The organism is Arenibacter nanhaiticus, assembly GCF_900141935.1.
Classification (GTDB): domain Bacteria; phylum Bacteroidota; class Bacteroidia; order Flavobacteriales; family Flavobacteriaceae; genus Arenibacter; species Arenibacter nanhaiticus.
Genome location: NZ_FQYX01000042.1, coordinates 1 through 13,909, shown reverse-complemented (window position 1 = coordinate 13,909; position 13,909 = coordinate 1). Strand labels below are relative to the sequence as shown.

The 13,909-nt window shown below is 37.7% G+C and carries 5 protein-coding genes and 1 rRNA gene; 1 reads left to right on the top strand and 5 read right to left on the bottom strand.

From position 1 onward, the window contains the following. Window positions 1-42: 42 nt before the first annotated feature. The 5 genes from BUA16_RS16730 to BUA16_RS16710 form a co-directional block, all read right to left on the bottom strand. Window positions 43-5,169 carry a hypothetical protein gene (locus BUA16_RS16730; protein WP_072765879.1) on the bottom strand — a complete coding sequence of 1,709 codons (5,127 nt, stop codon included), beginning with the start codon at window positions 5,167-5,169 and terminating at the stop codon, window positions 43-45. Between the two features lie 703 nt (window positions 5,170-5,872). Next, window positions 5,873-6,502 carry a hypothetical protein gene (locus BUA16_RS16725; RefSeq protein ID WP_072765878.1) on the bottom strand — a complete coding sequence of 210 codons (630 nt, stop codon included), beginning with the start codon at window positions 6,500-6,502 and terminating at the stop codon, window positions 5,873-5,875. Window positions 6,503-6,556: 54 nt separating this feature from the next. Next, complete coding sequence (locus tag BUA16_RS16720; RefSeq protein WP_072765877.1) at window positions 6,557-7,258, bottom strand: hypothetical protein; 702 nt, start codon at window positions 7,256-7,258, stop codon at window positions 6,557-6,559. Window positions 7,259-7,368: 110 nt separating this feature from the next. After that, the gene (locus BUA16_RS16715; RefSeq protein ID WP_072765876.1) at window positions 7,369-10,515 is read right to left on the bottom strand and encodes a fibronectin type III domain-containing protein; all 3,147 of its coding nucleotides are present in this window, start codon (window positions 10,513-10,515) and stop codon (window positions 7,369-7,371) included. 903 nt (window positions 10,516-11,418) lie between these two features. Further along, entirely contained in the window at window positions 11,419-12,648 is a 1,230-nt protein-coding gene (locus tag BUA16_RS16710) for an APC family permease (protein WP_072765886.1), read from the bottom strand. Window positions 12,649-13,743: 1,095 nt separating this feature from the next. On the opposite strand from BUA16_RS16710, the gene BUA16_RS16705 reads away from it, so the two are divergent. After that, window positions 13,744-13,909: ribosomal RNA gene (locus tag BUA16_RS16705) — 16S ribosomal RNA — on the top strand; the annotation flags it as partial.

Genomic DNA, 13,909 nt, shown 5'->3' with positions numbered 1-13,909 from the left:
TTTTTGTTTTTAAATTGAGTTATAGGTATCAGTTCTAGGATATTAATCATTAACAAACTTCATGTTGTATCCTTTTTGGTAAAGTGCCCCAGGAGTTCGGTATATTAATTGAGTCTTAAAGCTTCCCAGAGGTAAGGGAGGAAATGAGTTTCCTATTAAATATTTAAATTCTTCATATTGAGATTCATTGCCATCACTCCCAAAATATTTATTTAGGATCCTATTTCTTAAGTAAATCATATCTGTCTTGTATTGAAATGGTAAATTATAAACAAAGGGGATTCTGTTTTTTACCCATGGAGATTTGGGGTAGTTTTCCAAATTAAGCAGGTATTCATTTCCTATATAAAAAGAGCGTGTTGGAGGTGTTCCAAGAATGTTTTCGTCACGGTTAACTCTTATACTACCATCAAGAGGATAGTTTTTGTATAGAAGTGGGTAGATTGTATTCTTATAATATTTATCGTCCAAAACAGCTTGTGCGTAAACCAGAGCCTTCGAGTTGGTGTATTTGCCACCGATAATTTCGAGCTTATCCAAATACTCGTAATCGTCTACCTGTATGGATAAGGAGTGTACGTCCGAAAATATGTGATTTGTAAGGTTATCGGTAACAGATAAATTTTTCACCTTTGCTTTAAAACTAGGATGTTTACTAGTTTTAAATTCATATGCGAGGATAGATTTAGGAGCTCCATTGGAGATAATTACGTTAGCTGCTTTTTTGTTAGAAACTACTGCACTTCCTGTAACCTGCCTGTTATCTTGATTACCCGAAGTTGGGTCAAACCAATTCGTATCACCACTGGTTTCATCAGAAAGGAATTCGGTGTTTTCCATTTTAATTTCCGATGAAATATCAGTACCTGGAGGGAAAATCATCAAATTTAAAAGGTAGTAGGAGTCCAAGGACATGTTCTTCGGTACCTCAAAAAACACTGTAGCCTTTGATCGATCGTAAGACAAATTAGTACGTGAACCTATATTATTAATGGGAGAAACAAATTCAGCACGCATTTCATAGCTATTGTCAAAAAGGTAATGTTGCGGAGTTTTCATTTTAAGATAACCTTTGGGGTATTCCTCGGGATAAAAATTTTGTTGCTCTATGACGGGATACATATAAGCAATGTTTTCCTTCGGAATGTAATCTGGTGCTCTATCTGTAATAAAGGAAATTTCCTTTTTTTCTACTATTAGTCTTCCGTTTTCTTTCATCCCATGATAGGTGCCGTTTATTTTTTCATCAAAGCTTACTTCAACTATAACATCTATTTTTTTTTCAGAAGGGAGGGTTTCATCAGGTTTAAAGGTAACAGCATCCTTAGTGTCATTCCATTCTAAGGTCCCTTTTAAGTTTTTGCCCTCACAACTTACAGCGAAGTTTCTGAGTCGCAGTTTAAAGGTCTTTGTGTTATTTTCTAGTTCTACTGTGAAATCCGTATCGGCTGCATAGTTTAATACGGCCTGTGGGGCGGCAAAAACTGAAATGTCTTCACTTTTATTCTTAGGTGTTACATCTGATATCATTGGAACACCTATAGTTTTATTTATATTTTCCAATTCGCATTCTTCCCCTACTTCTACTTTTAATCGCATTCGGCCTTGCACCAATCCTCCTAAAATTTTATAGTGCATTCCTACATAACCTTGGAAGTAGGCCGGATTTGGGAATTGTCCTCGTAACATAGCAGCAACTCCAGCTTCCGCTATTGGAAATTTCCCCTTGATGAAGGTTAAATCAACCTGGACGCCAAATTCTCCATATAGATAAGCATAGACTTGTCCCATAGAATACCATCCGTTATTGCCAAGGGGGCCAGGACGACCAACACATTTGGCATCGGGGTAGTAGGCGTGCATCACATCAAAACCCGCCCCTACTTCAACAGAGGCATAAAAGATTAGATAATCAAAACCATATCCATACCCGAAATTTAAGCCAAAAGCAAAACCTTTTCCTGCTTGTAATTGGTTTTCTTGTCGATTGCCGTTTAGCATATCATCGCCTAAAATTTTTACGACCATAGGGTGTGGATCCAATTGTGAGGGTAATTGTGTGCCGGTCATAAAATATCCGCCAACTCTTATTTGTGCTCCAGCTTGAAACAGTAGTTCTATTCTTTTCTGAGGGGTACCTATATGAATGTACCAATCTTCGGGTCCTGTATACATTTTGGCATATCCTGCAAGATTATGTTCTCCTCCACCTTTGATTCCTTCCAAATCCATATAAAGTGCAAACTCACCATCAAAAGAGTTGTTCACAAAATCTTTTTCAATGCTTACATAAGTACCTATTTTACCGGAGGCGGCAACGTCATGAATTGGAATAGATTCCTTGGCAAGTTTCAGGAATTCACCCTTTTTAGCCAGTTTCTCGATCTTACTTTTGTTTTTTTCTATAAAGTCGTTTACTTTTTCAAAAGTTTTGTTCAGTGCACCAAAATCTAAAGTCGAGCTACTCTCAGTAGTATTACCGCTCATAAAGGCACCTTCCCCAGTAAATCCTACTCTATTTAAACCTCCATACCTATTAAAAGTTAAATCTAAAAAGGCTCTGCCGTTAAAAGTATTTTCATTTAGGGTGCTGATACCGACCCCGGCACGAATGTTTAAACCATAATCTTTGTTTGGTCGATAGACGGCAGAAGAGGTAGAAAAACCATTCTCATTACCACGAATCTTTTTCATACGGTAAGAGATGCCACCTACCATGGAGTTTATTAGAAATTTATTGCTTGACTTTCCTTTGTTTTCGGTCCATACATCTACGTTCCAGTATCTGAATTCTTTATAACCAAAAATGGCCTTTCCATCGACCTTTACATCTATGCTTTTAATTTTAGCGGTAACCTTACCCCTGAAACCATCGCCGTACCAGCTGTGATCCTCCATGATTTCCAGTCCTCCCTTTAAGGAAATTCCACTTTTTTCATAATCGATTTCAATACCATCTACCTTGATGCGTTCAAATTTCCATTTTTGAATTCTTACCTCTTCGTCTAATTTTCCTAATATCTGCATACTGGTCGTAGCATGAGATCCTTCCCCATCCAAATTAATTTTAAGGTCGAAGGAAAGTCCAACCTGATTACTAGGGGTGATTAATTCTAGTTTTTCAACAGAAGCCGGGAAGTTCATCAACTTCATTTCCCCCTCAAATCCAAAGCTCTTGGCGCTTAAAAACTTTTTGCCAGGCTCTGTTTCTAATTTTAACTCCTCGAAAGTAATACCGGGAAAACTAAATCCTTTGCCGTTATTTTCAACCGAATTGGTACTTGGTGCTTCATCATTTTCTTTTTGATTGATTTTGCCAATTATGGATAGTTCACCTGATAAGTTTGCGGAAGGATAGGCATGGCCTTCTTTCACATCTATAGCGACAGTTGAATTTCGGTTTAATTGCATTTCTCCTAAAAAAACAGCTGTTTTATAAGTGCTCTGCAGTCCAACTTCAAGACCATAACTATCTGGTTGTATGTAGCCTGTGTATTCCATGGGTTTTTCAAAAATAGGAACGGAAATATCTCCACCTATGGCACCACCAGCCAAAGCGTTCCTAGATAGGGAAATACTGATATCGGCAATGGAAAATCCCCATTGACCTGCAGATCCCTCACCCACTTTTAACACATTTTCAGCGAAAAAGGTACCAGAGACTCCTTGACTATCTAAGATGAGGTGTTGTGCGCCAAACTGTACCCGTTTGTTGGATGTTTCTTTATTTTCTATCCCTTTGGGTAACATAATACTCAGTTCCTTGGCATAAAATCCACGCCATAGCTGTCGTTGTCCACGGGTAAGAACTTCACTATAATCTTTAGGGAATTGTATTCCTGATGCATTGCGACTGTCACTCAGGTCTAGTACTGCACGTTTTATATTAAATCCCCACCCTTTTAGGCCTCGAACCTCAAATTGGGGGAGTTCTACTTCCACTAATAGATCGTTCCAGCCATTGGCCTTAACACTAAAGGAGGCACCTACATAGCATTCATTTTTAACTTCTTCGGTGTTTCTAAAGTACTTGTTGACATTTTTATCTCCACATTTATAATTACCTCCACTGGTAATCGGGAGTAGGATATTTCTAGAAATCCGTAAATCGGCTTCTATATTTATAGCTTTCAGTCCGGAACAATCGAACTCTACAAAAGATTGGTCGCTAAAGACTCCTGTTTTTAGGTTAACGCCTCCTTTGAGGGTAAGAAGCCAACTATCTCCATTTAAAGTAATGGGCTGGTCACCTAACAAGACTAATTTCATGTCGTTTAAAAGGGCCCCATCATGCGACATTTTAATGCCTTCTGCACCAAAATATAGCTCCCTGTTGGGCTCGCCATTAGGACCTTTTACTGGTACAATCATCTTGGCCCAAGCACTAAATTCAGCAAATTCTGGTTTAAACTGTACCCGGGTAATAGCAAGTTCAACCGTATTGCCAGAAGTAGAGTCAATTTTTTTAAGTCCAACCGGCAACTCTAACAGATCTTTACCTGTAATAATATCTACAAAGTTTCCTAGTTTCTTTACAGCTTTTAAGGCTTCTTTCGCTTTGGATACAACCTCATCTACCTTTGGGTTTCTGTCGAAATTAGCATCTATATATTCTGGGGTAAATTCTGGCTCTAGGTTTGCGAAAGTAATATTGAAATTATTGTTTTCAACAATGTTTAGGTCCAGAGATGGGAATGATCGCAAAGTGTTTTCCTCCTCAACGTCTGAAAATAGTGAACTGCCGTTATAAGATTTATTAGGGGGAGTTTTATGGTTATCTAGAGTACTTTTATCTTTTAAATTAAAAGCAGGACCAATGTTTCGTATTGCTTGTAATTGCCTTAAATAATGAATTTGGTCATTACGGTTCTTTTGCGTTTTGGACGAATCTCTTTCTGTAATGATTAAATTAGTTGGATTTGTAGATAATTCTACCTTGTGGTGAGGTTTATGATTCGAAGAATGTTCTAATTCAGAAATACTAAACAGTATATTATTAGGCTTCGAAGATTTTAAGGGTAGTTTAGAAATATTTTTCAAGGCATCTTTTCTATGGGTCATAGAAAAATGATTAGAATTATCACTTAACCCTAATGGACTATTCCCAAAGGAAGGAAGGACCCAAACATAAAAAATAATGAGGACGGAGTGTATGTAGTTTCTATTCATAATTACTGATTATGAGGGTTATAAATTTGCTGTGCCAAACTATGTCGTTTAGTGCCTAGCACTAGTCATTGTACTGTTTTTTTTATAGTGCGCCATTGTATAATATGGTGATTACATTTTCTTGTTTGTAATTTGACAATTAGTTGTATGATGGTGATTTTTGTTTTCAATTTGGTGAGCTAATACGAATTGGGGAAGTTTTTCTTTTTTGATATTTCTAATAAGTAAAGAGAATGTTCTTTGGGAAGATTCTTGACTTATAGATGTTTTCCATGTTGGGGTAACGGAAATATGATTAAGGTCAACGGAATTCAATGAAGTACTTTCTATGACAGTTTCTTTCTGCAAGAAAAAAACATATGGCTTAATAGAAATAGAAACGATTTTATGGTGGTAAGTATGACTACATGATCTATGGACATATAGTAGATCTTTAGATGTCGTTAACCTTATTTCATAACCCAGTCGCGAGGAAATTATTAATTGTTTGATTTTGACCGGGTAATCCATGATGATTTTGTTAGTAATTTGGTTGTTAATGTAATAGGAATACTATAATTTACTTATTATAAGTTAATACCTATAATTTATTCGATAAAATACCACTTATAGTGTAGTACAAACCAATTATTAATACAAGTAAATACCCTAAAAATATTTGTGAAGTCTAAAGAGTAAGGATCAGAGGGTGGAGACAGTTTGATTAAAGAAACAAATATTTGTCTAAGGCTGCTTTGTTTTCAAAAATGACTTGAATTAAAATCCTCAAATCTAAAATTCCATTTGTGTTTTTGGCCGATGTTTTTAGTTCATTGATAACAGGAAATTTTGGATTATCTGATTGGTTGTAAAATTCAAACAACATATTTACACTGCAATAACTAAATATATCCTTAATAGTATTGGTTTCTTTCGTTGTTTCCGTGGCTTCTTTCCATTGGTTTTTGTCTAAAATCAATTCTAAAACCTTGAAGTCCGAAACCTCATTGTTTTTATTGAGTTTGTATTTTATAAAACAATGTCTAATAAGGTTTATATCAATAGTTAATTTGGAATGCAAAACTATCGAAAATGATGATGGACTGGTGTCGTTTTTGGCTAGATCATCGAAGTATTTTTCCGTTAACGCTCCCTCTGGGATGCTAGGTTTTATTCGGCTTGTTATCAAGGAATCTTGTGTACTAGCGTTTTTGTAATAAGGATAAAGATTCACGAAGGCGTATTCCTTGTTGATCGTTATTTTAGATTCTTGCCCTTTATACTGATCGAAGTCAATTTGTGAAAAAATGGGATTAGTAATTATTATTACGATTATAAGGAAACAGATCTTCATGGTATTGTAATATTTAAGTTAATTTTTAAATTGATAAATAAGAGTTGAGATCTTTTACCAAGCCTTTGGATCTATGAACATTTCTATTTTGTATCTGTCAAGTTCAGGATTATACCAGCTCATAAATTCATCTTCTAACTTTTGTAGGTCCAAACCAGATTCGGAAGAAACTCGTTTTGATAAAGCAATAATGTCCTTATCCTCAGAATCATTTAATAGTATACCTTGTAGAACTGTTGTTTTTAAGCGCATGACTATTATTGACAAAGTAGACAAGGTTGGGTTAGAAGTATGTTGCCATCGACCATCAACTTTTTGCATTACCACAGCACCAGATACTGGTTCGTTTTCTTCCTGATGTATGAAAAACTTTATGATTGCAGTTGGTATGTTGCCAATTGTGAAGGTTAATTTATGATGGAGCTTAAAAAAATTTTTATTTTTATCCATGGTTAATACTCTATCAAAGTGGGACTGGTTTTGTTCCGTTGCTTTTTCTGCTCCTCCCAAAGTGTTATAATTAATCCATTCTTGATTGGTAGCTGACAATATTGATTGAATAAGTTGTTCAGGATAATTATTTTCAGCTTCGGTAATGGAAGAGTATTCGGCCTTAATTATTAGGTTAGGTTCGTATTTATGAAAAAATATCTCCCGATTTTCAGAATAACTCAAAATCATATTTGAATAATCTGTTTGAGCTCCTATAGTTAATGTCACCAGTAAAAGCAATAGTGTAATAATCGATTGTTTCATCTAATTGTGATTTAATTTTTATACAAAACATGTTTACTAATGAATTCACTAAAATTATTTTGAATAAGGGAATTTATAAATGCCAATCATAAGGTTATTTTCTTTTCGGATTAAAATTTATGATGGTATTCTCCTAAGGTAATTTTGTCTCCTAGTTTGATATTGTCTGTCCAATCGATAAGTTCAAAGTTTAAAACTCCTTTTGAAGCAATTTTAATAGTCCCCGTTATTACCACTGGAGGTATAAAAAATTCACTATTCAACTCCTTGGAGTTGAATTTATATTCGCCTCGACCTTCCACACAGGCCTTCCCGTTAAAATTTACATTAAAATTTAATTTTTCCTTGGCAACTAAGAGTTTTGCTTCCGCGCCGGCTATTAGGCAGCCAGAGGCGCCGATAGAAACAAAAGGATTGTTGTTTTCGTACTTAGTATTTTCAATATATTTAAATCGCTCCACCCCGCCACGCACCGAAAAGCTTAAGAGCATTTCTGTATAAAGTCCAATATCGACTACCTTTAGTCGAGACAGTATCTTTAAGGTCGGATGCGTAAACCTAGTTTTTCCCAAAACGGCCTGCAATCCCCCTTGTACATATCCTTTTTCAACTTGTTTGTACAGTCTCGAATTTTTATCTTCTTCATTGTATTTCGTCCCCGCTATGGTAATAGGGCTCAATTCAATTTTTATATTAGAAGACGGGATGATTTTTTCAACTAAATCAAAATTATCTACAACCTCTTCAAGGGATTTATTTATTTCATCCTGTAGTCCATCTGGAAGAAAGTTAAAATCTTCAACGGACTCATCAAACCAAATAATATCTATGCTTTTGTTTTTCGGATCCGGATTCCCTGCCATAACTTTGGTCGTGTAATTTGTGTTTGGGGCAAGGGTTAAATGAATGTTCTTTTTGCCAAAGTCTTTCCCTAAATTGGTTTGTGTATTGGGTTTTTCATAATACCAGCTGATGTCTTGCTCATAAATTTCGGTCTGCTTTATTTTTGGGGTTATATGAAGCCCAAAGTCCACCTTCCTTCCTGAATCAGTGTTTATTAAATACAATGGTTTGCCAGATTTGGCCAACCTTTTATCATTGTCCTGCGGTTTTGCATATAGTTCCACAAGCCTGAACTCTTTTGCTTTTCGCTTTAAGGTAATCTTTATAGGCTCATCGTTATAAAAGGCTATAACATCTACCATAGCAGTACCTTGCATATCTACCCCGATATTGTCATTGGTGGTTTCATTTTGGGTATATTTAGCGGTGTTATCCGTGCCTAAGTGTAGGACTTGCCAATTAAAAACTGCTTCTTCCGGATAATTTCTAAGAAATAGGGCAAAATGAGGTTGGTCTTGGTGGTATGGAACTTCAACAATAGCTCCATTTTTATAAAGGTTTCCATTGTACTCTATTGCTACTTCCTTTTCCTCAGGAGTATCGGACTCCGGGGAACTAGGGCTAGGAGAAGGGCTGCCTGTAGGTTCCTCCATAGGAGGTGGATTATTGTTGGCTATTGGGGCTGGGCTTTCAGGTACCGAAGGGCCACTATCAGATGAGTTGTCTACTATTGCCATATCTTCAGAAGGAGCCTGATTTTGGGTTTCTGCGGTATCCGTTGTAGAGGTTTCCAAATCTTCTTCTTCAGTATCATCCTTCTCATTTCCAAAGACATCCTTAAGAATATCGTTTACACTACTGCCTAAATCGGCCACCGCATCGTATGCGTCGCTAACAACTGTTATGGCCTCCGGAACATCCAAAATATTCTTCAGTTCCGGATCGTATTTTGTCACCACGGTACCTTCTACCAATTGCTTGTCGGTGTTCACCAGCACATTGGTGAAAACTACAGCTACCTTAATACTGTTTAAATAAGGAATGGTCACATAGCCTTTTCCTGTAAAACGGCCTTCGCTACCATTGGTCTCCATAACGGTAATGGGGAAGTCGCCGGCAAGGAAAATGTCGTCAGATTTTAATGTAACCAGAGGATCTCTGTTGGTAAGGTGAAGGCTAGGGGCAATACCACATTCATATACACTGGCTTCATTGTTGGCGATAAAAGTGGTAAACTGTTTGGTTGCGCTCCATTCGCTTCCCGCGACCGTGCATTTTTTCTGTAACTGATATTCGTAGGTGGTACCCGGCTTCAGGTCCCACAGCGTAATTTGGTTGGCAGTGGTCTTGCTAAAAAACCATTCGTTGGCCTTTCCCTTTTCTCGGTATCGCACCGTATATTCCGGAATGTCGGTAGAAAAATCTTCCCAAAAAATATTGGCATTGGTGCTGCCCTTTACCTCATGGGCAAGGACCTGAGGAACAAGGCAACTACCGGCATAACTAAAAGAAAAAATCTCGCTATATCCTTGGTTGGTGAACACCCCTATTTCTTCAGTGCCTTTTTTGGCCTTTGCCTGTACCCGCCAGGCATAATTTTTATCGGACATCAACATGGGGTCGGCCGGACCATAAATATAAGTGGTGGCCGCAGTAGTGGTTTGGAAAATAGGAGGGGAGCTCAAAAAGGCCGCCTGAGGGTCAATGCCATTGTCCCAAATTTCTACAAGGCTTATTTCATATTCCACATTACTGACGTTAATATGCCTGGGCGTCCATTGAAAAACAATGTTTTGTGGGTTGTGTTCGGTAATATCGGTTTTGTTGCGGGGAGTAATCAGGAAAGGAGGTTCGTTTTTTAAGATAACAGCCCTAGAGCAGGTTTTTCGAGAAAGTCTATTCCCGGTTAGGGCATCAACGACTTCAAAACAAAACTGGTATACCCCTTCCGGAATGGTTTGGCCATACCCTTGTGGAGAAATCCCCATAATATTTTCATAGCTAAAATAAGGGGCCAATTCCGATTGGGCTAATACTAAAGGCATTCCGCCCTCCAAGTACAACGGTTTTGCTCCTGTTATAAAATCCTTGCTCTGGAAATCGATGCCGTTCCCTTCAAAATATAATTTTAGACGCACTTCCCTATCGGAAATGTTAAGATCGTTTAAAACAAGCTGTACTTTTAAAGGACCGTTAGTGGTATAGATATCCGCATACTCAGAAAAATGAACCGGGATCGGGGGAATAGTTTGTGGTACCACTTGTACCGGAAAAGACTGCCCCAGGAGCGCTGGACTATATATAAGGAATACTACTGCTATCAGGAGTGATTGGCATAATTTAATTAAACGCTTCCCAAACATTCTCTTTTGAACGAAAACCATTCTGTTGCCCAATTGTAAATTCCGTTCCATGAATGTTCGGTTTTTGTGAAAAAATTAATTCAGTTGCTTGCGGATGTACGATATCCAACGTTTTTTTCGTAGTGCTTATGATGTTTTTCTTGGCACTAGAGTAACTTGGGCGATAACCAAGTAGAGCGGTAATGTTGCCTTGATGTCATTGGTAGCATTATAATTCCAAACAGGATAATGCAGCTTCCATGTTGCTAGTACCTAGTATGATAGAAGGTATTAGAATACAAAAAAAGTAGTTTATTTTTAACGTACGCTACAATTTTTTCGATAAAATACCATAAAAAGTGTGGTAAACGGATTATTTTATCGTAGGTATAATCCTAGTATAAGAGTAGAGTTACGTAGTAAAGTGGTTAAATGCAAACGCTTAATCTTCTGTTGTTTACAAATAATATATTTGTTTATTCCTACCTGTTTTATTGTAAAATCTTCATTAAATATCTATAAAAATTAATTATAAATGCTATTTCATATAAGGCTATGCTGACAGAAATTTTGGATCTGTGATGAGGTGTACTCCTTATATATGGTGTAAAAATTTGGGCGTTCCCCTAGCGGGTCGCTCTTTCCGCTATATCTTTTTTAGGGGCTGGCCCTCTAAAAAAGGATGCCGCTGCAATAGCTAACGCGGGGATACAGTTAACAATTAGCAATAAACAATTATCAATGATAAAAAAAGTACGCACCTCAAAGTCGGGAGACTTCGCGGAGCGATGTTCAGTTAAGATTTATATAGCATACTGCGATAACTGGTTTCATTGTTAATCCAAAACTATCCAAATCATCCTCAAAAACCTAATCGTCTTATTATAAAGGATGGGTATGACCATCAAATTTACTAATTCATCATAGGTTCGGAACTATGATTACGTCCTAGGGCTTTATTTTTATTTGCGGGCCTTACAACTCGGCCAGTATCTTATAAGTAAGAAATACCAAGCATAGAAGAGCAGCAATCAGTGGCAGGAGAAACTTCTTGTTTCTCCAACATGTCCTCTTGCCGAAATCCGTATATGCCAATTTGGTTTGAGAGAGGTTCACCATTACAAAAACGCTAATGATTACGTAGCTGGTAGTGTTGGCCAGTTGAACAATGGGTACAAAAATAGCCAAAACAGCTATACCAACACCAATAACGATGGTAGCCGCCACTGGCGTACGGTACTTTTTATGGACTTTGTAAAACAGTTTTGGTGCACTGTTTTGTCCAGCCAATCCATAGAGCACTCTTGATCCCATAATCACCTGTGCCAATACTCCGTTTAACACGGCAACTAAACTTATGAGACTTATGATATAGGCATAGTGCTGACCCTTGGCGACAAGTATTTCTGCCATTGGGGCATTGGTGGCAGCAAGTTGGTTCAGCGGTAAGGAAACCACCGCTACTACAGCGATAGCGATGTACAAGAACAAGGCTATAAATAAACTCCCCATGATGGCGATAGGCATACTCTTCTTTGGGTTTTTGGCCTCTTCGGCAACATTTGCCAGATCTTCAAACCCTACAAAAGCATAGAAGGCCAGGAATGCGCCCTGAAACACGGCAAATACATCGTACCCAGGTGCTTTTATGAACATTTGTGAAAACTGCGAAGTGAGTTTTAGCAGGTCGATGTCTGCTATCAAAATTACAAATAAGAGCCCTCCAACCTCCATCAAGGTTATTAATCCGATTACATTTAACGATTCTCCAATTCCCCATATGGCAATTATAGATAAGAGTGTCATACTTACAATGATGACGAAGGCATCGGGGAATTCTATAAACACGTCCAGGTACCCAACAAATCCTTTGATAATGGCCGCCGCAGAAATGAAACCCGTGAAAATGACACCCCATCCAACCAAGGTGGCCAATCGTTTGGAGTTAAATGCATTATCTACATAGACAATTTCTCCACCGCTTTTAGGAAACCGTGGAGACAGAAGGGAATAGGAATAAGCGGTCAATCCGGCTAAAATTCCAGCAACGAGGAAGGAGAGGGGCGCCAGGGTTCCGGCATATCCTGCTACTTTGCCCACTAAAACATAAATACCTGCCCCCAGCATAGTGCCAACCCCGTACAATAGGATTTGAACTGTACCGAGTTGTTTCTTAAGCCTTACGACATCCTGTTCATCGTTCATAACATCAGGATTTCTTTCAAAGTTAAGGGAATGAGAAATTGAAAATATAAAAAGGACTATTTTTTTCGCCATAATCCATGAGAATAACGGCAACAATTCGTACGGTCAATTTGTGCTGGTGGATTGTCAGCTCTATCTCAGATCAAAATTGGTCTTTTCTGAACTGATGTAAAGAATAGCCAATTATGATTTTAATACGGTTGGTAATATCAACAAAAAGCTCCAATGCATTGATTTGTGTAAGGTGGTTGTTAAATTAAATTTTTTAAAGAAGGTTCAGGTCCGAACGATCAGTGATAGAAAACCGCTTTAAAGTTTTAACTTCTTTTATTGCAATGAAGTTGCAACATCTGTATGAGCTGCCGTTGACAGAACAAGCGTTATGCTAGCGCTAGTGGCGGTAGATGAACAAGGGGGTAAATACTTTTACATAGTATAACCTTATAACCGATTTCTTTATTGCTAATTGATACCTATCCTTATATACAATATATAGGCTTCTCCCTCCTTAAAGTTTCTAGGACTTTAAGGCTGTGATATCTAGTATTGTCTAGTCTTTTTTATTATTCCCGCACGAAGAGCTTTTGTATGGATATAATCTAGCAGAGTAGCACTCATAAAATTTGTTTTGTTTTGCCCGTGCATGATATATGGCTAGCTATTATTTGTTGCTGAGGTGTAATTAATTAAAAATAAATCAGTTAGATTTAGATTTAAAATTAATTTAAAAAACACCTAAAAAAAATCTTGTCGGTTTTAAAAAGAGATGTATCTTTGCCCTCCGCTAGCGAGGCAATGCCGAGCCAGCGAAAAGGCGTTAAGAGTGCCATGTTCATTGAGTGTTGTGTCCCTAATCTGTTAAGCCAAAAAGAAAGAATTTAATTTTTTCGAAAAAGCTTGCCGGATAAAAAAGAAGCTGTATATTTGCAGCCGCTTTGGGAGACAGGGCGAAGAAGAAAAGAATAAAAAGTTCATAGACATATTGTAAAGACAGCGTATTTCCGTTCTGGCGACAGATCGGGAATATTGAATAAAAATCGAAAACACGGGCCGGGCAATTAGCTTTTAATGGTTGATCAAGTTATATAAAAATCAACGATGAAGAGTTTGATCCTGGCTCAGGATGAACGCTAGCGGCAGGCCTAACACATGCAAGTCGAGGGGCAGCGGGGATAAGCTTGCTTATCTGCCGGCGACCGGCGCACGGGTGCGTAACGCGTATAGAATCTGCCTTGTACTAGGGAATAGCCCAGAGAAATTT